Source organism: Shewanella waksmanii ATCC BAA-643 (genome assembly GCF_000518805.1).
Taxonomy (GTDB): Bacteria; Pseudomonadota; Gammaproteobacteria; order Enterobacterales; family Shewanellaceae; genus Shewanella; species Shewanella waksmanii.
Genome location: NZ_JAEH01000065.1, coordinates 1 through 18,962 on the forward strand (window position 1 = coordinate 1; position 18,962 = coordinate 18,962).

General features: G+C 45.4%; 36 protein-coding genes. 30 read left to right on the plus strand and 6 right to left on the minus strand.

Annotated elements, in window-relative coordinates:
- Positions 1-414: 414 nt before the first annotated feature.
- The 28 genes from rpsJ (at position 415) to rplQ (ending at position 14,029) form a co-directional block, all read left to right on the plus strand.
- Positions 415-726 carry a 30S ribosomal protein S10 gene (rpsJ, locus tag L865_RS0118835; protein WP_011070616.1) on the plus strand — a complete coding sequence of 104 codons (312 nt, stop codon included), beginning with the start codon at positions 415-417 and terminating at the stop codon, positions 724-726.
- A 27-nt stretch (positions 727-753) separates the two neighbouring features.
- Positions 754-1,392, plus strand: a complete 639-nt coding sequence (gene rplC / locus L865_RS0118840) for a 50S ribosomal protein L3 (protein WP_028774662.1) — start codon at positions 754-756, stop codon at positions 1,390-1,392.
- A 16-nt stretch (positions 1,393-1,408) separates the two neighbouring features.
- Positions 1,409-2,014, plus strand: a complete 606-nt coding sequence (gene rplD / locus L865_RS0118845) for a 50S ribosomal protein L4 (protein ID WP_028774663.1) — start codon at positions 1,409-1,411, stop codon at positions 2,012-2,014.
- On the plus strand, positions 2,011-2,310 hold the full coding sequence (rplW, locus tag L865_RS0118850; protein ID WP_028774664.1) for a 50S ribosomal protein L23: 300 nt from the start codon (positions 2,011-2,013) through the stop codon (positions 2,308-2,310). The genes rplD and rplW overlap by 4 nt, the downstream gene beginning before the upstream one ends.
- Before the next feature lie 16 nt (positions 2,311-2,326).
- Positions 2,327-3,154, plus strand: a complete 828-nt coding sequence (rplB, locus tag L865_RS0118855; protein ID WP_028774665.1) for a 50S ribosomal protein L2 — start codon at positions 2,327-2,329, stop codon at positions 3,152-3,154.
- Positions 3,155-3,165: 11 nt separating this feature from the next.
- The gene (gene rpsS, locus L865_RS0118860; protein WP_006083596.1) at positions 3,166-3,444 is read left to right on the plus strand and encodes a 30S ribosomal protein S19; all 279 of its coding nucleotides are present in this window, start codon (positions 3,166-3,168) and stop codon (positions 3,442-3,444) included.
- 15 nt (positions 3,445-3,459) lie between these two features.
- Complete coding sequence (gene rplV, locus L865_RS0118865) at positions 3,460-3,792, plus strand: 50S ribosomal protein L22 (protein WP_028774666.1); 333 nt, start codon at positions 3,460-3,462, stop codon at positions 3,790-3,792.
- 9 nt (positions 3,793-3,801) lie between these two features.
- Positions 3,802-4,491 carry a 30S ribosomal protein S3 gene (gene rpsC, locus L865_RS0118870; RefSeq protein WP_028774667.1) on the plus strand — a complete coding sequence of 230 codons (690 nt, stop codon included), beginning with the start codon at positions 3,802-3,804 and terminating at the stop codon, positions 4,489-4,491.
- 11 nt (positions 4,492-4,502) lie between these two features.
- Positions 4,503-4,913, plus strand: a complete 411-nt coding sequence (gene rplP / locus L865_RS0118875; protein WP_028774668.1) for a 50S ribosomal protein L16 — start codon at positions 4,503-4,505, stop codon at positions 4,911-4,913.
- A complete protein-coding gene (gene rpmC, locus L865_RS0118880) occupies positions 4,913-5,104 on the plus strand; it encodes a 50S ribosomal protein L29 (RefSeq protein WP_028774669.1) in 192 nt (63 codons plus the stop codon). The genes rplP and rpmC overlap by 1 nt, the downstream gene beginning before the upstream one ends.
- On the plus strand, positions 5,104-5,352 hold the full coding sequence (gene rpsQ, locus L865_RS0118885; RefSeq protein WP_028774670.1) for a 30S ribosomal protein S17: 249 nt from the start codon (positions 5,104-5,106) through the stop codon (positions 5,350-5,352). Before rpmC ends, rpsQ begins: the two co-directional genes overlap by 1 nt.
- 179 nt (positions 5,353-5,531) lie before the next feature.
- Positions 5,532-5,900: a 50S ribosomal protein L14 gene (gene rplN, locus L865_RS0118890; protein WP_028774671.1), complete on the plus strand. Its 369-nt coding sequence runs from the start codon at positions 5,532-5,534 to the stop codon at positions 5,898-5,900.
- 11 nt (positions 5,901-5,911) lie between these two features.
- Positions 5,912-6,226: a 50S ribosomal protein L24 gene (gene rplX / locus L865_RS0118895; RefSeq protein WP_028774672.1), complete on the plus strand. Its 315-nt coding sequence runs from the start codon at positions 5,912-5,914 to the stop codon at positions 6,224-6,226.
- A gap of 12 nt (positions 6,227-6,238) precedes the next feature.
- The gene (gene rplE / locus L865_RS0118900) at positions 6,239-6,778 is read left to right on the plus strand and encodes a 50S ribosomal protein L5 (RefSeq protein ID WP_028774673.1); all 540 of its coding nucleotides are present in this window, start codon (positions 6,239-6,241) and stop codon (positions 6,776-6,778) included.
- Between the two features lie 10 nt (positions 6,779-6,788).
- Positions 6,789-7,094 (plus strand): 30S ribosomal protein S14, encoded by a 306-nt coding sequence (gene rpsN, locus L865_RS0118905; RefSeq protein WP_028774674.1) that lies wholly within the window; start codon positions 6,789-6,791, stop codon positions 7,092-7,094.
- Between the two features lie 23 nt (positions 7,095-7,117).
- On the plus strand, positions 7,118-7,510 hold the full coding sequence (gene rpsH, locus L865_RS0118910) for a 30S ribosomal protein S8 (protein WP_028774675.1): 393 nt from the start codon (positions 7,118-7,120) through the stop codon (positions 7,508-7,510).
- A 10-nt stretch (positions 7,511-7,520) separates the two neighbouring features.
- Positions 7,521-8,051, plus strand: coding sequence for a 50S ribosomal protein L6 (gene rplF / locus L865_RS0118915; protein ID WP_028774676.1), 531 nt, complete (start codon positions 7,521-7,523; stop codon positions 8,049-8,051).
- 10 nt (positions 8,052-8,061) lie between these two features.
- Complete coding sequence (gene rplR / locus L865_RS0118920) at positions 8,062-8,412, plus strand: 50S ribosomal protein L18 (RefSeq protein WP_028774677.1); 351 nt, start codon at positions 8,062-8,064, stop codon at positions 8,410-8,412.
- Between the two features lie 11 nt (positions 8,413-8,423).
- Positions 8,424-8,927 (plus strand): 30S ribosomal protein S5, encoded by a 504-nt coding sequence (gene rpsE, locus L865_RS0118925; RefSeq protein ID WP_028774678.1) that lies wholly within the window; start codon positions 8,424-8,426, stop codon positions 8,925-8,927.
- A 6-nt stretch (positions 8,928-8,933) separates the two neighbouring features.
- Positions 8,934-9,119 carry a 50S ribosomal protein L30 gene (gene rpmD, locus L865_RS0118930; protein WP_020912153.1) on the plus strand — a complete coding sequence of 62 codons (186 nt, stop codon included), beginning with the start codon at positions 8,934-8,936 and terminating at the stop codon, positions 9,117-9,119.
- Between the two features lies 1 nt (position 9,120).
- Positions 9,121-9,555, plus strand: coding sequence for a 50S ribosomal protein L15 (gene rplO / locus L865_RS0118935; RefSeq protein WP_028774679.1), 435 nt, complete (start codon positions 9,121-9,123; stop codon positions 9,553-9,555).
- Positions 9,556-9,562: 7 nt separating this feature from the next.
- A complete protein-coding gene (gene secY, locus L865_RS0118940) occupies positions 9,563-10,903 on the plus strand; it encodes a preprotein translocase subunit SecY (RefSeq protein WP_028774680.1) in 1,341 nt (446 codons plus the stop codon).
- Positions 10,904-10,924: 21 nt separating this feature from the next.
- Positions 10,925-11,038 carry a 50S ribosomal protein L36 gene (gene rpmJ, locus L865_RS25240; RefSeq protein ID WP_006083579.1) on the plus strand — a complete coding sequence of 38 codons (114 nt, stop codon included), beginning with the start codon at positions 10,925-10,927 and terminating at the stop codon, positions 11,036-11,038.
- A 116-nt stretch (positions 11,039-11,154) separates the two neighbouring features.
- The gene (gene rpsM / locus L865_RS0118945) at positions 11,155-11,511 is read left to right on the plus strand and encodes a 30S ribosomal protein S13 (RefSeq protein ID WP_011863987.1); all 357 of its coding nucleotides are present in this window, start codon (positions 11,155-11,157) and stop codon (positions 11,509-11,511) included.
- A gap of 17 nt (positions 11,512-11,528) precedes the next feature.
- Positions 11,529-11,921 (plus strand): 30S ribosomal protein S11, encoded by a 393-nt coding sequence (rpsK, locus tag L865_RS0118950; RefSeq protein WP_028774681.1) that lies wholly within the window; start codon positions 11,529-11,531, stop codon positions 11,919-11,921.
- 35 nt (positions 11,922-11,956) lie between these two features.
- Positions 11,957-12,577, plus strand: coding sequence for a 30S ribosomal protein S4 (rpsD, locus tag L865_RS0118955; RefSeq protein WP_028774682.1), 621 nt, complete (start codon positions 11,957-11,959; stop codon positions 12,575-12,577).
- A 24-nt stretch (positions 12,578-12,601) separates the two neighbouring features.
- On the plus strand, positions 12,602-13,591 hold the full coding sequence (locus tag L865_RS0118960; RefSeq protein ID WP_028764663.1) for a DNA-directed RNA polymerase subunit alpha: 990 nt from the start codon (positions 12,602-12,604) through the stop codon (positions 13,589-13,591).
- 39 nt (positions 13,592-13,630) lie between these two features.
- Complete coding sequence (rplQ, locus tag L865_RS0118965) at positions 13,631-14,029, plus strand: 50S ribosomal protein L17 (RefSeq protein WP_028774683.1); 399 nt, start codon at positions 13,631-13,633, stop codon at positions 14,027-14,029.
- 56 nt (positions 14,030-14,085) lie between these two features.
- Here rplQ and L865_RS0118970 read toward each other — a convergent pair whose 3' ends face one another.
- From L865_RS0118970 to ccmA, 6 genes are all read right to left on the minus strand, one after another.
- Positions 14,086-15,060 (minus strand): hypothetical protein, encoded by a 975-nt coding sequence (locus L865_RS0118970; RefSeq protein WP_028774684.1) that lies wholly within the window; start codon positions 15,058-15,060, stop codon positions 14,086-14,088.
- Positions 15,061-15,188: 128 nt separating this feature from the next.
- On the minus strand, positions 15,189-15,677 hold the full coding sequence (gene ccmE, locus L865_RS0118975) for a cytochrome c maturation protein CcmE (RefSeq protein WP_028774685.1): 489 nt from the start codon (positions 15,675-15,677) through the stop codon (positions 15,189-15,191).
- The gene (gene ccmD, locus L865_RS0118980; protein WP_028774686.1) at positions 15,674-15,874 is read right to left on the minus strand and encodes a heme exporter protein CcmD; all 201 of its coding nucleotides are present in this window, start codon (positions 15,872-15,874) and stop codon (positions 15,674-15,676) included. The genes ccmE and ccmD overlap by 4 nt, the downstream gene beginning before the upstream one ends.
- Positions 15,874-16,620, minus strand: coding sequence for a heme ABC transporter permease (locus L865_RS0118985; RefSeq protein ID WP_028774687.1), 747 nt, complete (start codon positions 16,618-16,620; stop codon positions 15,874-15,876). Before L865_RS0118985 ends, ccmD begins: the two co-directional genes overlap by 1 nt.
- A gap of 1 nt (position 16,621) precedes the next feature.
- Positions 16,622-17,308 (minus strand): heme exporter protein CcmB, encoded by a 687-nt coding sequence (ccmB, locus tag L865_RS0118990; protein WP_028774688.1) that lies wholly within the window; start codon positions 17,306-17,308, stop codon positions 16,622-16,624.
- Between the two features lie 10 nt (positions 17,309-17,318).
- Complete coding sequence (ccmA, locus tag L865_RS0118995) at positions 17,319-17,966, minus strand: cytochrome c biogenesis heme-transporting ATPase CcmA (RefSeq protein ID WP_028774689.1); 648 nt, start codon at positions 17,964-17,966, stop codon at positions 17,319-17,321.
- Positions 17,967-18,301: 335 nt separating this feature from the next.
- Here ccmA and L865_RS0119000 point away from each other — a divergent pair, with 335 nt between their 5' ends.
- On the plus strand, positions 18,302-18,595 hold the full coding sequence (locus L865_RS0119000; protein ID WP_028774690.1) for a c-type cytochrome: 294 nt from the start codon (positions 18,302-18,304) through the stop codon (positions 18,593-18,595).
- Between the two features lie 160 nt (positions 18,596-18,755).
- Positions 18,756-18,962 (plus strand): helix-turn-helix domain-containing protein (locus L865_RS0119005; protein WP_028774691.1); only part of this gene is annotated, 207 nt, incomplete at its 3' end.

Below are 18,962 nucleotides of genomic sequence, written 5' to 3' on the forward strand. Positions count from 1 at the left end.
TGGCCGTACAGTTGGTGCTGGTGTTGTAGCTAAAATCATCGACTAATATGTCGTCGATTTAGTGATAAGAAAAGGCAGCTTAGGCTGCCTTTTTTATTGGCTGCGATTTTTCAGAGAGGCGATAAACAAGATACTAGCTATTTTGTAATTCCCCAGTATAATAGCGGCCACTTGATGCACTGCAGATGAAATTGTTGGTAATTCACACAATGGGGTTGATCTCTACTATTAGATCAGTATAATACTCCCTCGCCTTAACCATTAGGCGAAACATTGTCGGTTCTTGAAGCCGACGTAAAATAATACAGCGACTCCGATTTGGAGTCGAACGGTTAAATCATCTCGCTCTGCTTTTCCAATAAGGAAGAAGCTAGAGGGTGATTTTTTATGTGTCCATTTTAGGAGCTCTGGTCAATGCAGAACCAAAGAATCCGTATCCGCTTAAAAGGATTTGATCATCGTCTGATCGATCAGTCTACTGCGGAAATCGTTGAAACTGCTAAGCGTACAGGCGCACAGGTACGTGGTCCAATCCCACTACCAACGCGTAAAGAGCGTTATACCGTTTTGATCTCTCCACACGTTAATAAAGATGCGCGTGATCAGTACGAACTTCGTACTCATAAGCGTCTTGTTGACATCGTAGAGCCGACTGAAAAGACTGTAGACGCACTTATGCGTCTTGATCTTGCGGCTGGTGTTGACGTTCAGATTAGCTTAGGTTAATTGAGATCCTTAGAAGAGGTTTGAGAGATGGCTATCGGTCTTATCGGTCGTAAAGTAGGTATGACTCGTATCTTCACAGAAGATGGTGCGTCTATACCTGTAACAGTAATCGAAATCGCAGCTAACCGCGTTGCTCAAGTGAAAACTTTAGAGACAGACGGTTACCGTGCACTTCAGGTTACTACTGGCACCAAAAAAGCTAATCGCATCACTAAACCAGAAGCAGGTCACTTTGCTAAGGCTGGCGTAGAAGCTGGTCGTGGTTTGTGGGAACTGCGTTTGGCAGATGGTGAAGGCGAAGGCATTGAAGTAGGTGCTGAGCTAAATGTTGATATCTTCGCTGATGTAGCGAAAGTTGATGTTACTGGTCAATCTAAAGGTAAAGGTTTCCAAGGCGGTATTAAGCGTTGGAATTTCCGTACCCAAGATGCAACACATGGTAACTCATTGGCACATAGAGCCAACGGTTCTATCGGTCAAAACCAGACACCTGGTCGCGTTTTCAAAGGTAAGAAAATGTCAGGCCACATGGGTGCAGAGCGTGTAACGACTCAAAATCTAGACGTAGTACGTGTAGATGCAGAGCGTAACTTGCTTCTGGTTAAGGGTGCAGTTCCAGGCGCTACTAATGGCGACCTGATCATCAAGCCTGCCGTTAAAGCTTAGGTCTGAGGAGATAGTAATGGAATTGGTATTGAAAGACGCACAAAGTGCTCTGGAAGTTTCCGAAACTACCTTCGGCCGTGACTTTAATGAAGCACTGGTTCATCAGGTAGTTGTAGCATATGCTGCAAACGCGCGTCAGGGCACTCGTGCTCAAAAGACTCGCGCAGAAGTAACTGGCTCTGGCAAAAAGCCATGGCGTCAAAAAGGTACTGGCCGTGCACGTGCCGGTACTGTTAAAGGCCCAATCTGGCGTGGCGGTGGCGTAACTTTCGCTGCTAAAGCACAAGATCACAGCCAAAAAGTTAACAAGAAGATGTACCGCGGAGCGCTTAAGAGCATTCTGTCTGAGTTAGTACGTCAAGACCGTCTTGTTGTTGTTGAGTCATTTGGTGTTGAAGCTCCTAAAACTAAAGAGCTAAAAGCTAAATTGGCTGAAATGAAACTGGAAGACGTGTTGATTGTTACTCCAGAAATTGACGAGAACTTGTTCTTAGCTGCACGTAACCTATACAAAGTTGACGTTCGTGATGTAGCTGGTATCGATCCAGTAAGTCTAATCGCGTTCAACAAAGTACTAGTGACTGCTGATGCTGTTAAGCAAATCGAGGAGATGCTGGGATGATAAGCGAAGAACGTTTGCTAAAAGTTATTCTAGCGCCGCATATCTCTGAAAAGAGTACTGTTTGCGCAGAAAATAACAACACGGTAGTTTTCCGTGTAGCTATCGACGCGACTAAAGCTGAAATTAAAGCTGCAGTAGCTAAGTTGTTCGAAGTTGAAGTAGATTCAGTTCGCACTCTAGTTAACAAAGGTAAAACCAAGCGTCACGGTGCCCGTACTGGCCGTCGTAGCGACTGGAAAAAAGCCTATGTGACTTTAGCTGCTGGTGCTGACATCGATTTCGTCGGCGCTGAGTAAGCAAAGGAGAATTATCATGGCAGTTATTAAGTGTAAGCCAACCTCTGCTGGTCGTCGCCACGTAGTTAAAGTGGTAAACAGCGATCTGCACAAGGGTAAACCTTTTGCTGGCCTGTTGGCGAAAAAGTCTAAAAGTGGTGGCCGTAATAACACTGGTCGTATCACTGTTCGTCACGTAGGTGGTGGACACAAGCAGCATTACCGTATTGTTGACTTTAAGCGCAACAAAGACGGTATCCCTGCTAAAGTTGAGCGTTTGGAATATGATCCAAACCGTACAGCTCATATCGCATTGGTTCTGTATGCTGATGGTGAGCGTCGTTATATCCTTGCTGCTAAAGGCATGCAAGCTGGTGATCAAATCCAGTCTGGTATCGACGCTGAAATCAAGAGTGGTAACGCTCTTCCATTACGCAGCATCCCAGTGGGTAGCGTTGTACACGCAGTCGAAATGAAGCCTGGTAAAGGTGCTCAAATCGCGCGTTCAGCTGGTACTTATGTTCAAGTTGTTGCTCGTGATGGCGAATACGCTACTCTACGTCTTCGCTCAGGCGAAATGCGTAAAGTACCTGTAGATTGTCGCGCGACATTGGGTGAAGTTGGTAACGCCGAGCACATGCTACGCCAGTTAGGTAAAGCTGGTGCTAAGCGCTGGAGAGGCGTACGCCCTACAGTTCGTGGTGTTGCAATGAACCCAGTAGATCACCCACATGGTGGTGGTGAAGGCCGTACATCTGGTGGTCGTCACCCTGTATCTCCATGGGGTCAGCCTACTAAGGGTTATAAGACTCGTAGTAACAAACGCACCGACAAGTACATTGTACGTCGTCGCAATAAAAAGTAAGAGGATTCGCCATGCCACGTTCTCTCAAGAAAGGTCCATTCATTGACCTACACTTGCTGAAGAAGGTAGAGAAAGCGATGGAAGCGGGTGACAAAAAGCCTATTAAGACTTGGTCTCGCCGCTCTATGATCATCCCTAACATGATTGGGTTGACCATCGCTGTCCATAATGGTCGTCAGCACGTACCTGTGTTCGTAACTGACGAAATGATCGGCCACAAGCTTGGTGAATTTTCACCAACTCGCACTTATCGCGGCCATGCTGCTGATAAGAAAGCGAAGAAGCGTTAATACGGGAGACATAAGATGGAAGTTTTAGCTAAACATCGTTTTGCCCGTACGTCGCCTCAAAAGTGTCGTTTGGTTGCAGATCAAATTCGTGGACTGCCTGTTGATAAGGCTCTAGAAGTTTTAACTTTTAGCCCAAAGAAAGCAGCTGTACTTCTTAAGAAAGTACTAGACTCTGCTATCGCTAATGCTGAGCACAATGAAGGTGCCGACATTGATGAGCTGAAAGTTGGAAAAGTCTTTGTAGACGAAGGTCCAACAATGAAGCGTATCATGCCACGTGCTAAAGGCCGTGCTGATCGTATAATCAAGCGTACCAGCCACATTACTGTGGTTGTATCAGATCGCTAGGAGTTAGCAATGGGACAGAAAGTACATCCTAATGGTATCCGTCTGGGTATCACTAAGCCTTGGATCTCGACTTGGTACGCTGATAAATCAGATTATGCCAATAACTTGAGCAGTGACTGGGAAGTGCGTAAGTTTCTAGAAAAGAAACTTAAGCAAGCATCAGTCTCTAAGATTGTTATCGAGCGTCCAGCGAAGAGTGTTCGCGTTACTATTCACACTGCCCGTCCAGGTGTTGTGATTGGTAAGAAAGGCGAAGACGTTGAAAAGTTGCGCAACCAAGTTGCCAAGTTGACTGGTATTCCAGCTCAAATCAACATCGCTGAGATCCGTAAGCCAGAGCTAGATGCGAAGTTAGTTGCCGATGGCATCGCTTCACAGCTAGAGCGTCGTGTTATGTTCCGTCGTGCTATGAAGCGCGCAGTTCAAAACGCAATGCGTCTTGGTGCTAAAGGTATCAAAGTTGAAGTGAGCGGCCGTCTAGGCGGTGCTGAGATTGCGCGTTCGGAGTGGTATCGTGAAGGTCGTGTGCCTCTACATACACTGCGTGCTGATATCGACTATTCAACTGCAGAAAGTCACACTCAATACGGTGTGATCGGCGTTAAAGTTTGGGTCTTCAAAGGCGAAGTTCTAGACGGTATCGTACCTGCATTGGAAGAGCCGAAACAGCAGCCGAAGCGTAAGCCTCGCGGTAAATAGGAGAGCTGGCAATGCTGCAACCAAAACGAATGAAGTTTCGTAAAATGTTCAAAGGCCGTAACCGCGGTCTTGCGAACGGCACTGAAGTAAGCTTCGGTGATTTCGGTCTGAAAGCCGTTGGTCGTGGTCGTTTGACTGCGCGTCAGATCGAATCTGCGCGTCGTGCTATGACACGTCACATTAAACGTCAAGGTCAAATCTGGATTCGCGTTTTCCCAGACAAGCCAATTACCTCTAAGCCTCTTGAAGTGCGTATGGGTAAAGGTAAGGGTAACGTTGAATACTGGGTTTGCCAGATTCAACCTGGTAAGGTTCTTTATGAGATGAATGGCGTATCAGAAGAGCTAGCGCGTGAAGCGTTTACTCTTGCTGCTGCTAAGCTTCCTATTAAGACTACCTTCGTAACTAAGACGGTGATGTAATGAAAGCGAGCGAACTAACAGAAAAGAGCGTTGAAGAACTGAACGCTGAACTGCTTGGTCTGCTGCGTGAGCAGTTTAATCTGCGTATGCAACACGCCACTGGTCAGTTGTCACAGACTCATCAGCTTAAAATCGTGCGTCGTAACATTGCGCGCGTAAAGACTATTATTACTTCTAAGGCGGGTGCATAATGTCTGATAAAATCCGTACTTTGCAAGGTCGAGTACTTAGCAACAAGATGGACAAGTCTATCACTGTAGCTATTGAGCGTAAGGTAAAACACCCTTTATACGGTAAGTTCCTTAAGCGTACTACTAAGATCCATGCACATGACGAAACAAATCAGTGTAATGCTGGCGATGTCGTGACTATTCGCGAATGCCGTCCGCTATCTAAGACTAAGTCTTGGACTCTGGTTGAAGTAGTAACAAAAGCCTAATTTATTAGGTATTTAGCTAAACGGCTCCAAATATAGGGGCCGTTTTTATTTTTAATACTATCTATTCCTTTTTTTGGGTGTTATACTTGCGCGCCATTTTTGACTAAATTAAGGTCAAAAATCGGTGTAAATATGCCCAATTGTGGGATTTGTGAAGTAACGATAGCGGAGCACTTAAAATGATCCAAATGCAATCGACTCTAGAAGTCGCCTGTAACAGTGGCGCTCGTAGAGTTCAGTGTATTAAGGTCTTGGGTGGCTCTCATCGTCGTTATGCCGGTATCGGCGACGTCATCAAGGTTTCTGTAAAAGAAGCAATTCCTCGCGGTAAAGCGAAGAAAGGTGACGTGTATAACGCGGTGGTAGTCCGTACTAAGAAAGGCGTACGTCGTTCAGACGGTTCTGTCATTCGCTTCGATCGGAATGCAGCGGTATTGCTTAATGCAAACCTTGCACCGATTGGTACTCGTATCTTTGGCCCAGTGACGCGTGAATTGCGTACCGAACAATTTATGAAAATTGTTTCACTGGCACCAGAAGTACTGTAAGGAGCTTCAAAATGGCAGCTAAAATACGTCGTGAAGACGAAGTAATTGTACTAGCAGGTAAAGACAAGGGTAAACGCGGTAAGGTTTCTCAAGTTTTGCCAACTGGTAAATTAATTGTAGAAGGCATCAATCTTGTCAAGAAACACCAGAAGCCTAACCCTCAACTGGGTGTGACTGGTGGTATTGTTGAGAAAGAAGCACCAATACAAGCATCAAATGTAGCGATTTTCAACTCTGCCTCTGGCAAAGCTGATCGCGTTGGTTTCCGATTTGAAGACGGCAAAAAAGTCCGTTTCTTTAAGTCGAACAGTGAACTCGTTAAGTAATTGGAGTAAACGATGGCGAAACTGCATGATAAATATAAAGAGACTGTTATCGCGGAACTTTCTAAGAAGTTCGGTTATACCAGTGTCATGCAAGTCCCTCGGATTGAGAAAATCACCCTTAATATGGGTGTTGGCGAAGCTGTAGCAGACAAAAAAGTTATGGAGCACGCGCTTCGTGACATGACTGCTATCGCTGGTCAAAAGCCAGTAGTAACTGTAGCTCGTAAATCAGTTGCTGGTTTTAAAATCCGTGATGGCTACCCGATCGGCTGTAAGGTAACACTACGTGGTGAGCGTATGTGGGAATTCCTTGAGCGTTTAGTTGATATCGCAATCCCGCGTATCCGCGATTTCCGTGGTTTGAGCGTTAAATCGTTCGACGGACGTGGTAACTACGCAATGGGTGTACGTGAGCAAATCATCTTCCCGGAAATCGATTACGATAAAATCGATAAGATCCGTGGTATGGATATTGTTATCACTACTACTGCGAAGAATGACGAAGAAGGCCGTGCTTTACTAGACGCCTTTAACTTCCCATTCAAGAAATAAGGGTAGCGAAATGGCAAAAAGTTCAATGAAAGCACGTGAAGCAAAACGTGCAAAGCTCGTGGCTAAGTACGCTGAAAAGCGTCTAGCACTTAAGGCTATCATTAGCAATCCAACTACTTCTGATGAAGATCGTTGGGATGCAGTTCTTAAGCTGCAGGCACTACCACGTGACTCAAGTTCTGCGCGTCAGCGCAATCGTTGTAGTCAAACTGGTCGCCCACATGGTTTCCTACGCAAGTTCGGCTTAAGCCGTATCAAATTGCGTGAAGCTACCATGCGTGGTGAAGTTCCTGGCCTGCGTAAGGCCAGCTGGTAATACTTGTCACGGAGTAAGCTATTATGAGCATGCAAGATCCTATTGCGGATATGTTAACTCGCATTCGTAACGGCCAAGCTGCTAACAAAGTATCAGTTACTATGCCTTCTGCTAAGCTAAAAGTTGCTATTGCACAGACGCTTAAAGAAGAAGGTTATATTACTGACTACGCCGTAGCAGGCGAAGCCAAACCGGTTCTAGAAATTACACTTAAGTATTTCCAGGGCCAACCAGTCGTTGAGACTATCCAGCGCGTAAGTCGTCCTGGTCTTCGTATTTACAAAGGTAAAAACGAGCTACCAAAGGTGATGGGCGGACTGGGTGTCGCAATCGTGTCCACTTCTAAAGGTTTGATGACTGATCGTGCTGCCCGCCAAAATGGTATGGGTGGGGAAGTTATCTGCTACGTAGCATAAGGAGCTAGCAATGTCTCGTGTCGCAAAAGCACCAGTCGCTATCCCTGCAGGCGTAGAAGTGACTTTAAACGAACAGACCATTACTGTTAAAGGCAGTAAAGGTACTCTAACTCGAGAAATTAACGCTGAAGTTTCTGTTGTTGTTGAAAACAACGAAGTTAAGTGTGCACCAGTTGAAACTGCAAACAATGCAGCACAAGCTGGTACTGCTCGAGCTCTAATCAACAACATGGTTGTTGGTGTAAGCGAAGGTTTTGAAAAGAAACTGACTCTTATCGGTGTTGGTTACCGGGCAAAAATTGCTGGTAAAGGCGTTGATTTGACTCTAGGTTTTTCACACCCTCTAGTTCACCAGCTTCCAGACGGCGTTACAGCAGAGTGTCCATCACAAACTGAAATCGTACTGAAAGGTGCTGATAAGCAGTTAGTTGGTCAAGTCGCTGCTGAGATTCGTGGCTACCGTCCACCAGAGCCTTATAAAGGTAAAGGTGTTCGCTATGCTGATGAACAAGTACGCCGTAAAGAGGCTAAGAAGAAGTAGGTAACGCGATATGGATAAGAAAACATCTCGCTTGCGCCGCGCGACTCGCGCCCGTAAGAAGATCCAAGAGCTGGGCGTTAACCGTCTGGTTGTACATCGTACACCACGCCACACTTATGCTCAGGTGATCAACGCCGAAGCACAGGTTGTGGTTGCAGCTTCTACTGCTGAAAAAGCGGTATCAGAGCAGCTTAAATACACGGGCAACGTAGATGCAGCGAAAGCAGTAGGTAAAGCTATTGCAGAACGCGCTATCGAAAAAGGCGTTACCGTAGTTGCATTCGATCGTTCCGGTTTCAAGTATCACGGACGTGTTGCTGCATTAGCAGACGCCGCTCGTGAAGCTGGCCTCCAGTTCTAAGGGGTATAAAAATGGCTAAATTTGAAGCTCAGCAAAAAGACGATCTGCAAGAAAAACTAGTTGCAGTAAATCGTGTTTCTAAAGTAGTTAAAGGCGGACGTATCTTTAGCTTCACTGCTCTTACAGTAGTGGGTGACGGTAACGGTAAAGTCGGCTATGGCTATGGTAAAGCGCGTGAAGTACCTGCAGCTATTCAGAAAGCAATGGAAAAGGCTCGCCGTAACATTGTTTCTGTTGAACTTGTAAATGGTACTTTGCACCACCCTGTTAAGGGTCGTCACACTGGTTCGCGTGTTTACATGCAGCCAGCGTCAGAAGGTACTGGTATTATTGCCGGTGGTGCGATGCGCGCCGTATTGGAAGTAGCAGGCGTTCATAACGTACTGTCGAAAGCATACGGTTCTACTAACCCGATCAACATCGTTCGCGCAACAGTAGATGCGTTGGTGCACATGAAGTCACCTTCTCAAATCGCTGCTAAGCGTGGCCTTAATGTTGATGAAATTCGAGGTTAATGCACCATGGCAACTAAAACTTTAAAAGTAACTCAGACTAAAAGCTCAATTGGACGTTTGCCTAAGCATCGTGCAACTTTGACTGGTCTAGGTCTACGCCGTATTAATCACACTGTTGAACTTGAAGATACTCCTTCAGTTCGCGGTATGATTAACAAGGTTTACTACATGGTTTCGGTGGAGGAAGTATAAGATGCGTCTAAATACTCTATCACCTGCTGCAGGTGCTAAATCAGCAGCTAAGCGTGTAGGTCGCGGTATCGGTTCAGGCACTGGTAAAACTTGTGGTCGCGGCCACAAAGGTCAGAAGTCTCGTTCAGGTGGCGGCGTTCGCGTCGGTTTCGAGGGTGGTCAAATGCCACTTAAGATCCGTTTGCCTAAGTTCGGTTTCACCTCGCGTCGTGCGATGGTAACTGCGGAAGTTCGCATTAGCGAGCTTGCAAAAGTTAACGGTGATGTTGTCGACTTAAATGCACTGAAAGATGCGAATCTAGTTACTCGCAACATACAGTTTGCTAAAGTCGTTCTTTCAGGTACCATTGACCGCCCAGTGACCGTAAAAGGTCTGAAGGTAACCAAAGGTGCACGTGCAGCTATTGAAGCTGCCGGCGGAAAGATCGAGGAATAATACGTCGATGGCAAAACCAGGACTTGATTTAAAAAGCGCGAAAGGCGGTTTATCAGAATTGAAAACCCGCCTCCTGTTCGTGATTGGTGCGATTATCGTCTTTAGGGCCGGTTCGTTCGTACCAATTCCTGGTATTGACGCAGCTGTATTAGCAGAGCTGTTCAATCAGCAAAGGGATACCATCTTAGGCATGTTTAACATGTTCTCTGGTGGTGCCCTTGAACGTGCTTCTATCTTTGCATTAGGTATCATGCCGTATATTTCGGCATCGATTATCATGCAATTGTTGACAGTTGTGCATCCTGCATTAGCCGAACTTAAAAAGGAAGGCGAATCAGGGCGTAAGAAGATCAGTCAATATACACGATACGGCACATTGGTACTGGGTACATTCCAGTCAATTGGTATCGCAACAGGACTACCAAACTTGGTACCAGGTTTAGTTGTAAACCTTGGTTTCAGTTTCTATTTCGTTGCGGTTGTGAGCTTAGTGACAGGAACAATGTTCCTTATGTGGCTAGGTGAGCAAATTACCGAGCGGGGCATTGGTAATGGTATCTCGATATTAATTTTCGCAGGTATTGTTGCTGGTCTACCATCTGCTATCGGTCAAACGGCCGAGCAGGCGCGTCAAGGCGACTTGAACCCACTCGTATTGTTGTTGATTGCTGTAATTGTATTTGCTGTAACTTATTTTGTAGTGTTTGTGGAACGTGGTCAGCGACGTATCGTTGTTAACTACGCTAAGCGTCAACAGGGCCGTAAGGTTTTTGCTGCGCAAAGCACCCACTTACCACTTAAAGTGAATATGGCAGGTGTAATTCCACCAATTTTTGCGTCAAGCATCATTTTGTTCCCAGGCACACTGGCTCAGTGGTTTGGTCAAAATGAGTCCTTGTCATGGTTAAGTGATTTTTCACTTGCTGTGTCTCCAGGACAACCGCTTTACTCATTATTGTATTCAGCAGCGATCATATTCTTCTGTTTCTTCTATACTGCGTTGGTGTTTAACCCACGCGAAACAGCAGACAATTTAAAGAAGAGTGGTGCGTTCATTCCCGGGATTCGTCCTGGCGAACAGACTTCGCGATACATAGATAAAGTGATGACACGTTTAACCCTAGCGGGTGCGTTGTATATTACCTTTATCTGTTTAATTCCGGAGTTCATGTTAATTACTTGGAAGGTACAGTTCTACTTTGGCGGTACCTCACTACTAATTATGGTAGTTGTAATCATGGACTTCATGGCTCAGGTTCAGACCCATATGATGTCACATCAGTATGAGTCTGTGATGAAGAAAGCTAACCTAGTAAACAAAGCGAATTTAGATCGCTTTGGTCGCTAAGTAGCTTTACGGAGTGATGAAATGAAAGTTCGAGCTTCCGTGAAGAAGATCTGCCGTAACTGCAAGATCGTAAAGCGTAGTGGCGTTGTACGCGTTATCTGTGTTGAACCAAAACACAAACAGCGTCAAGGCTAAAAGCATTTAGCCAGCTCAAATGTTGAGCTGGCTAAAATTTAATTTGCAAAATTGTCATCTGTCGAGTATCCTACCGGGCTTTTCACAGATGGCCTTTAACTTATGAGGAGTGCATAGTGGCCCGTATCGCTGGCATTAACATTCCTGATCAAAAGCATACAGTCATTGCATTGACTGCTATCTATGGTATTGGACTAACTCGCGCACAACAAATCTGCGCGGCTACTTCAATTGCTGAAGATGCTAAGATCAAGGAATTGAGCGAAGCTCAAATTGATACCCTACGCGAAGAAGTTGCCAAATACATTGTAGAAGGTGACTTGCGTCGTGAGATCTCTATGAACATCAAGCGTCTTATGGACCTTGGTTGTTATCGTGGTCTCCGCCACCGTCGTAGCCTGCCCCTTCGTGGGCAACGTACTAAGACCAATGCGCGTACGCGTAAAGGTCCACGTAAGCCAATTAGAAAGTAACGGGAAGGTAAACCAATATGGCTAAAGTTCCGTCACGTTCAACGCGCAAGCGCGTACGTAAACAGGTTGCTGATGGCATGGCTCATATCCATGCTTCTTTCAACAACACAATCATCACCATTACAGATCGTCAAGGTAATGCTCTATCTTGGGCAACATCTGGTGGTTCAGGTTTCCGTGGTTCACGTAAATCTACCCCATTTGCTGCACAGGTTGCCGCTGAGCGCGCAGGTACTGCTGCTCAGGATTACGGTGTTAAGAACCTTGAAGTTTTTGTGAAGGGTCCAGGTCCAGGACGTGAGTCAGCTATTCGAGCGCTGAACGCGGTTGGTTATAAAATAACCAACATTACCGATGTGACGCCGATCCCTCATAATGGTTGTCGTCCTCCTAAGAAACGTCGCGTTTAATCGCCCCGTTTATATAGGATAGTTGGAGAAAGAACATGGCAAGATACTTGGGTCCCAAGCTCAAGCTTACCCGCCGAGAAGGTACAGACCTTTTCCTAAAGAGCGGTGTCAGAGCAATCGATTCGAAGTGTAAGCTAGAAGCTGCACCAGGACAGCACGGCGCTCGTAAGACCCGTCTTTCTGAGTATGGCGTACAGCTACGCGAGAAACAAAAAGTTCGTCGTACTTATGGAGTGCTAGAAAAGCAGTTCCGTAACTACTACAAAGAAGCAGCACGTCTAAAAGGTAACACTGGTGAAAACCTACTGTCACTTTTAGAAACTCGTCTAGATAACGTTGTTTATCGTATGGGTTTTGGTGCTACACGTGCAGAAGCACGTCAGCTAGTTAGCCACAAGTCAATTTTGGTTAACGGCCGCGTTGTTAACATTCCATCATTCAAAGTGTCTGCGAATGATGTAATTAGCGTTCGTGAGAAGTCTCAAAAGCAAGCTCGTATTAAGGCTGCTTTAGAAGTTGCTACTCAGCGCGAAAAGCCAACATGGGTTGAAGTAGATAACGCTAAAATGGAAGGTGCTTTCAAGCGTCTACCAGAACGTAGTGATTTATCTGCGGAAATTAACGAACAGCTGATCGTCGAGCTTTACTCTAAGTAAAGCTAATAAACAAGAGAGGACACAATGCAGGGTTCTGTTACAGAATTTCTTAAACCGCGTCTCGTTGATATCGAGCAGGTTAACCCAACACGTGCCAAGGTTACACTGGAACCGCTTGAGCGTGGTTTTGGTCACACTTTAGGTAACGCGTTGCGTCGTATCCTATTGTCGTCTATGCCCGGCTGCGCGGTCACCGAAGTTGAGATCGATGGTGTACTGCACGAGTATAGCAGCAAGGAAGGCGTACAAGAGGATATCCTAGAAATCTTGTTAAACCTTAAAGGTTTAGCAGTGGTTGTCGAGGGTAAAGACGAGGCTATGCTTACATTAAGCAAGTCAGGCGCAGGCCCTGTTACCGCAGCAGATATCACGCACGATGGTGATGTTACTATTATGAATCCTGATCACGTTATCTGTCACTTGACCGGTAACAACGACATAAGCATGCGTATTCGTGTTGAGCGTGGTCGTGGTTATGTACCAGCTTCGGCTCGTGCACAAACTGAAGACGACGATCGCCCAATCGGACGCTTGTTAGTGGATTCATCTTTCTCACCTGTTGCGCGTATTGCTTATAATGTTGAAGCGGCACGTGTTGAACAGCGTACTGACTTAGACAAACTCGTTATCGATATGACCACTAACGGTACTATCGATCCTGAGGAAGCAATTCGTCGTTCTGCAACCATCTTAGCTGAACAGCTAGATGCGTTTGTTGAATTACGTGATGTCACTGAGCCAGAGCAGAAAGAAGAGAAACCAGAGTTCGACCCAATTCTGTTGCGTCCTGTCGACGATCTAGAGCTAACTGTACGTTCGGCTAACTGTTTGAAAGCCGAAGCGATTCATTACATCGGAGATCTGGTACAGCGTACTGAGGTCGAGCTGCTTAAGACACCTAACTTAGGTAAGAAATCTCTTACCGAAATTAAGGATGTGTTAGCTTCTCGTGGACTTTCTTTAGGTATGCGTCTAGAAAACTGGCCACCGGCTAGTTTAGCAGACGACCTTTAAGTCCAAGTTTGTACAGATTTAGGTAATAAGGATTAGGTCATGCGCCATCGTAAGAGTGGTCGTCAACTAAACCGCAACAGCAGTCACCGTCAAGCTATGTTTCGCAACATGGCAGGTTCTTTAGTCCGTCACGAAGTGATCAAGACTACTGTAGCTAAGGCGAAAGAACTGCGTCGCGTAGTTGAGCCTCTGATAACACTTGCTAAAAGTGATAGCGTTGCAAATCGTCGTTTGGCGTTTGCTCGTACTCGCGACCAAGAAGTTGTCGGTAAGTTATTCAATGAATTGGGTCCACGCTACCAGGAACGTCCTGGCGGCTACACCCGTATCCTTAAGTGCGGTCTACGTACTGGTGATAAAGCGCCTATGGCGTATATTGAACTAGTAGGTCGCCCAGAAGCTGCTGAAGCTGTTGAAGAAGAAGCTGCTTCTGAGTAATTAGGTAATTCATTTAAAAAAGCCAGGCATTGCCTGGCTTTTTTATTGCCTGCTATTTAAGGCGAGGTCCAGCGAGTTTGTTGTTTTACCGTTTCTGGTAATGAAATTTTCCAGTGTTTTAGTTTACTGCTATTAAAGTAATAGCTACCCTGTCTATCATTGATGAATGTACGCTGCTTAACACCGTTATTGAGTCGACTCAGCGCCATCTTCGCTGCTTGTACACCATGAAGGTATCCATCCAATACAAACCCACCTAAAGCGATGTTATCGGTAACTGCAAAGTCCCAGAAGCCGAATATCGGGGTTGGACTGTTGGTGTCGGCCCATGCTGCGGCGTCGCTTGACGGCACATGTGTCCCATCATTCGAAAGCGTATGGTAAAGGCCAACAAAGACCGCACTAAAGCCGTTTTGTTGACTGGTTTTAATGTGGTTTTGCCATTGCTTATAGTCATTTGTCGCGACAAAATCGATGCGAATATTACTTAAGGTTATTGGACTAAGATCAGCACTTAGTTCAGTCAGTGCGATTCGTGAGGTAGCGCTATTGTCAAACAACATCATGAATCGCTGAGGTTGCGTTAGGTTAAGCAGCTCACTCGCCATCATGATTGAGCGCCTGAAGATAGGTCGCTCAAGTAATGCGCCAACGTCATCATAGTCATTAAGATGATACTTGCGTGGATTGGCATTTAGGCCCATAACAATAAGTGGGTAACTTAGCTCCATTATCTCTGCTGCGAGGAGCGAGACGGCATTGTCATCGGCTAATATGACGAGATCTGGGTTGAGCTGCGTAATCGCGTCTATTGTGGCTGCAGCTATAGCTGCATGGTCATGCTTTGGAGTGCGCTTGGTGTCGAGTTCAAATATAGACAGGCTATGTTTAACACCCAGCACACTGTCGATGCCTTGGCGATAACTGGCGGACCATTGATAGCTTTCATGATAGCTATCGACCAAAGCGATTGTTGCGGTGAGTGCCTGAGATGAATACAGGCACAGCAAAAGCGTGAGAGCACGTAACAATTTAGAAAGCCCATTCGTCAAGAACACTACATTAGTTATAGCGTAATTCTAGTTGAACATGGGGTTTCACTGGCTATAGGTACAAAAAAGGCCTCATAAGAGGCCTTTTTGGTAAGCTCAACTAAAAATTAATAGCTGCCAGCTTTCTGTTCTTCTGAGTAATCCATCTGCTGATGACTTTGACCCATAGCTTCTGCCACTTCAGGTGGCATGTAGTTTTCGTCATGACGGGCAAGTACTTCAGTTGCTTCCAGCTTACCATCATCTGTTAAGGTGCCTTGTGCAACGATACCTTGGCCTTCTCTGAATAGATCTGGTAGAAGATCATCATATGTCACGATAACTTCTCCGCCAGCTGCATCATGTACAGCAAACTCAATATGCAGGCTGTTAGGATCTCGGACTACAGAGCCTTCAGTGACCATACCACCAATACGGATACGTTGGCCTGCTTCAGGTTTTACGCCGGTATCTGTTTTGCCATGGACAATTTCAGTTGGGGTGTAAAACAAGTTTAGGTTTGAGTTCAGTGCATACAACAATAGCGACGCTATCGCGGCGACACCACCAATTAACGCTGAAGCTAATGCTAGTCTTTTCTTTCGTCTGTTGTTCACTGTTTGTTACCTCGATTCTCTTTTAAACGCTCTTCGCGTTGAATTTTCTTGGCGATTTCTGCTAATACTTTCTTTTTCTGGCGAGCACTGACAACAATCAAAGTACCTAGAGAGAAGAAAGTGATGCCATACGCTAGCCATACATAGAAAGCATAGCCGCCCATATCAATAAATTCTGCAAATGATTCAAACTGCATTATTTGACTCCTTCAGCCTTCGCAAGTTCACGTACCCAAGGTCTCATGCCATTTCTGGCTAGAATTTCTGCTCTGAATCGTACCAGTGTAATGGCACCAATCATGACACCAAAGCCTAAAATATTAATAAGCAGTGGTGCGAGCATCTCCATTGGCATAGAAGACTCTTCTGTGATTTTAATCGTCGCAGGCTGATGTAACGAGTTCCACCATTCTACAGAGTACTTAATAATTGGAATATTAATGACACCAACAATCGCTAATATGCCAGCTGCGCGAGCGGCCAGTACTTTGTCTTCAAAGGCGGCATAGAGTGAAATTACACCCAAGTATAGGAATAATAATACCAGTTCTGAAGTTAAGCGAGCATCCCATACCCACCAAGTACCCCACATTGGCTTACCCCAAGTTGCGCCGGTAATCAGTGCGATAAAGGTCAATACTGCGCCAACAGGTGCGATAGCTGCAGCGGCCCAATCGGCAGCTTTAATTTGCCAGACCAAACCAATAAATGCAGAGCTCGCCATGGCCATGTAGGCAGACATAGACATCGAGGCCGCAGGTACATGGATGAAGATAATTCGGTAGCTGTCACCTTGTTGGTAATCAACAGGAGCAAACATCAAGCCCCAGATTGAACCTACACCAATCATCCCTAAGGCGATTGCTGAGAACCAAGGTAGTAGTTTGCCAGCCAGTTTATACGCGCGTTCCGGGTCAGCGTAAGAATGTAGCCATTTCCACATATTAGTTTGTACTCACTCTTAATGATGCACCAATTGCAAAAGGTGCTAACGTTAATGAACCGACCAACATTGCAGCAATAATTGCTAGCTGGCCATCATAAGGTAAATTCAGACCAGCAGCATCAATCGCGCTAGTCGCAAAAATTAGTACTGGGATATATAAAGGTAGAATGAGTAGACTTAACAATACTCCACCTTTACGTAACCCTACGGTTAATGCAACCCCAATAGCACCTAATAGACTTAATACTGGTGTTCCCAGCGCCAAAGTTGCCATTAATGCGCCGTAACTATTGGTCTCTAAGTGCAGCAATACTGCAAGTAGTGGCGCTACTAAAATAAGTGGCACCCCGGTTAACAACCAATGCGCTAACACCTTGGCGAGCACCATCAGTGGCAATGGCTGCGGGCTCAACAACATTTGCTCGAGACTGCCGTCAACAAAGTCAGCCTTAAAGAGGCGTTCAAGCGACAGCATTGACGCAAGTAACGCAGCTACCCAAATAATTCCTGGCGCAACGCGAGATAACACCTGTGGTTCAGGGCCAATACCTAGCGGAAATAGCGTAACAACCAATACAAAAAACAGTAGTGGATTAAAAATATCCCCTTTATGGCGTACCGCTATCTGCAAGTCACGCTTTAGTAGGGTAAAAAAAGCTTGTCTGAAGCTGAGACCTTTTTTCATCTATGCAACCTTATACAAAGCGGTAGTCGAGTTTGATTTTACGTAAAATATCATCACCGATAATACTCATATCCTGGTGGGTGGTCATGATGACGCATCCGCCATTGTTGGCATGAGACAAAAATAGGTGTTCTAGTTCCTCGACGCCCTTTTTATCGATTGCTGTAAAGGGTTCATCTAACAGCCATAGCTTACAGTTGGTATTCCATAGTCTTGCTAATGCTGTGCGTCGGTGCTGACCCGCCGAAAGGTGGCCTGCTAACGCCTCTTCAAAACCTGATAAATTGACTTTCTCTAGAATGCCGCGTGTATCGAAATCATCATACCCGCTAATTCTTAAATTGAAGTTAAGATTTTCTTCAGCTGTTAACTCACTCTTAACACCTGCTAGATGTCCGAGGTAGAGTAAATCGTCGTTGAATTCATCCCGGCAACGGGTAATGTCTTCGTCTTTGAAATTGACTCGACCTGCATAAGGGCGAGATAACCCAGCGAGGATGCGCAGTAAACTGGTTTTCCCTGCGCCATTGGGGCCTTCAATCTGAACGATTTCGCCGGCTTGGATGTCGAAGCTGAGCTCATCAAACAAAATTCGCTCTTCTCGGATACATGTCAAGTTGTCGGCCGATAACAGTGTCTCTGCTTTTTTTTCTACCACTGAACCCTCTATCTCAAGCCATTATTAAACGCAAGTGATCTTAACATAATCCCCATATAGGGTTTAGCATTGGTTAAGGATTAGTGTCAGCAATTTGATGTGCTTCCAAAAATGAGAACCTTTTGCCACTTTCTATTGAACTTTTTCAACTTTTTCTAATGTAGCATTTTCAACCAGCTAGTGAAGTCACAGCTATAGAAAAATACCGATATTAGTCACAAAAAGATGAGATTAGTTGAAGTTTGTTGTATCCTAGGGCGGCTAGTAATTAGTCTACCTATAAATTTCAAAGGTAGCGTTGAGCTTTGTTAGTATTTGCATTAGGAACATCAAACATGAAAAAACTGTTAGCAATGACAGCAGTTGCTGCTCTAACCTTGTCAGCAAACGTAGCTGCTCAAGATGGTGAAGCTGTATATACCAAGGCTTGCCAAGTATGTCACAGCATGGGTGTCGCTGGTGCACCAAAATCTCATGATGTAGCTGCATGGGAGCCACGTCTAGCGCAAGGTATGGACACTCTTGTCGCGACTGTTAAATCTGGTAAAGGTGCTATGCCTCCAGGTGGTATGTGTACTGATTGTAGTGATGAAGACTACAAAAACGCTATCGAGTTTATGTCTAAGTAATAACTCGTTTGCCTACAGAAAAACCGGCCATAGTGCCGGTTTTTTGTTGTCTAGAAAAAGTTATTGAGCCATAGACACAAAAAAGCCGACATTAAAGTCGGCTTTTCACTGTAAAGCTTTGTCCCGTCCTGAGATAAGTTGACACTTTGGAGACTTATCTATGAAACCTTCAAGCACAATCAGCATTAAACGTACACAACGTGATTACACATTAGGCTTTAAATTAGCCGTTGTCAGTCAAGTAGAAAAAGGCGAGCTAACCTATAAGCAAGCTCAACAGCACTACGGTATTCAAGGTCGAAGTACGGTCCTTACATGGTTAAGAAAGCATGGTAGATTAGACTGGACGCAACCCATGGAGCACTCT

Coding starts and splice junctions, on each gene's coding strand:
- rpsJ (WP_011070616.1), top strand. CDS start 415: ATGCAGAACCAAAGAATCCGTATCCGCTTAAAAGGATTTGATCATCGT.
- rplC (WP_028774662.1), top strand. CDS start 754: ATGGCTATCGGTCTTATCGGTCGTAAAGTAGGTATGACTCGTATCTTC.
- rplD (WP_028774663.1), top strand. CDS start 1,409: ATGGAATTGGTATTGAAAGACGCACAAAGTGCTCTGGAAGTTTCCGAA.
- rplW (WP_028774664.1), top strand. CDS start 2,011: ATGATAAGCGAAGAACGTTTGCTAAAAGTTATTCTAGCGCCGCATATC.
- rplB (WP_028774665.1), top strand. CDS start 2,327: ATGGCAGTTATTAAGTGTAAGCCAACCTCTGCTGGTCGTCGCCACGTA.
- rpsS (WP_006083596.1), top strand. CDS start 3,166: ATGCCACGTTCTCTCAAGAAAGGTCCATTCATTGACCTACACTTGCTG.
- rplV (WP_028774666.1), top strand. CDS start 3,460: ATGGAAGTTTTAGCTAAACATCGTTTTGCCCGTACGTCGCCTCAAAAG.
- rpsC (WP_028774667.1), top strand. CDS start 3,802: ATGGGACAGAAAGTACATCCTAATGGTATCCGTCTGGGTATCACTAAG.
- rplP (WP_028774668.1), top strand. CDS start 4,503: ATGCTGCAACCAAAACGAATGAAGTTTCGTAAAATGTTCAAAGGCCGT.
- rpmC (WP_028774669.1), top strand. CDS start 4,913: ATGAAAGCGAGCGAACTAACAGAAAAGAGCGTTGAAGAACTGAACGCT.
- rpsQ (WP_028774670.1), top strand. CDS start 5,104: ATGTCTGATAAAATCCGTACTTTGCAAGGTCGAGTACTTAGCAACAAG.
- rplN (WP_028774671.1), top strand. CDS start 5,532: ATGATCCAAATGCAATCGACTCTAGAAGTCGCCTGTAACAGTGGCGCT.
- rplX (WP_028774672.1), top strand. CDS start 5,912: ATGGCAGCTAAAATACGTCGTGAAGACGAAGTAATTGTACTAGCAGGT.
- rplE (WP_028774673.1), top strand. CDS start 6,239: ATGGCGAAACTGCATGATAAATATAAAGAGACTGTTATCGCGGAACTT.
- rpsN (WP_028774674.1), top strand. CDS start 6,789: ATGGCAAAAAGTTCAATGAAAGCACGTGAAGCAAAACGTGCAAAGCTC.
- rpsH (WP_028774675.1), top strand. CDS start 7,118: ATGAGCATGCAAGATCCTATTGCGGATATGTTAACTCGCATTCGTAAC.
- rplF (WP_028774676.1), top strand. CDS start 7,521: ATGTCTCGTGTCGCAAAAGCACCAGTCGCTATCCCTGCAGGCGTAGAA.
- rplR (WP_028774677.1), top strand. CDS start 8,062: ATGGATAAGAAAACATCTCGCTTGCGCCGCGCGACTCGCGCCCGTAAG.
- rpsE (WP_028774678.1), top strand. CDS start 8,424: ATGGCTAAATTTGAAGCTCAGCAAAAAGACGATCTGCAAGAAAAACTA.
- rpmD (WP_020912153.1), top strand. CDS start 8,934: ATGGCAACTAAAACTTTAAAAGTAACTCAGACTAAAAGCTCAATTGGA.
- rplO (WP_028774679.1), top strand. CDS start 9,121: ATGCGTCTAAATACTCTATCACCTGCTGCAGGTGCTAAATCAGCAGCT.
- secY (WP_028774680.1), top strand. CDS start 9,563: ATGGCAAAACCAGGACTTGATTTAAAAAGCGCGAAAGGCGGTTTATCA.
- rpmJ (WP_006083579.1), top strand. CDS start 10,925: ATGAAAGTTCGAGCTTCCGTGAAGAAGATCTGCCGTAACTGCAAGATC.
- rpsK (WP_028774681.1), top strand. CDS start 11,529: ATGGCTAAAGTTCCGTCACGTTCAACGCGCAAGCGCGTACGTAAACAG.
- rpsD (WP_028774682.1), top strand. CDS start 11,957: ATGGCAAGATACTTGGGTCCCAAGCTCAAGCTTACCCGCCGAGAAGGT.
- L865_RS0118960 (WP_028764663.1), top strand. CDS start 12,602: ATGCAGGGTTCTGTTACAGAATTTCTTAAACCGCGTCTCGTTGATATC.
- rplQ (WP_028774683.1), top strand. CDS start 13,631: ATGCGCCATCGTAAGAGTGGTCGTCAACTAAACCGCAACAGCAGTCAC.
- ccmD (WP_028774686.1), bottom strand. CDS start 15,874: ATGCAGTTTGAATCATTTGCAGAATTTATTGATATGGGCGGCTATGCT.
- L865_RS0118985 (WP_028774687.1), bottom strand. CDS start 16,620: ATGTGGAAATGGCTACATTCTTACGCTGACCCGGAACGCGCGTATAAA.
- ccmB (WP_028774688.1), bottom strand. CDS start 17,308: ATGAAAAAAGGTCTCAGCTTCAGACAAGCTTTTTTTACCCTACTAAAG.
- L865_RS0119000 (WP_028774690.1), top strand. CDS start 18,302: ATGAAAAAACTGTTAGCAATGACAGCAGTTGCTGCTCTAACCTTGTCA.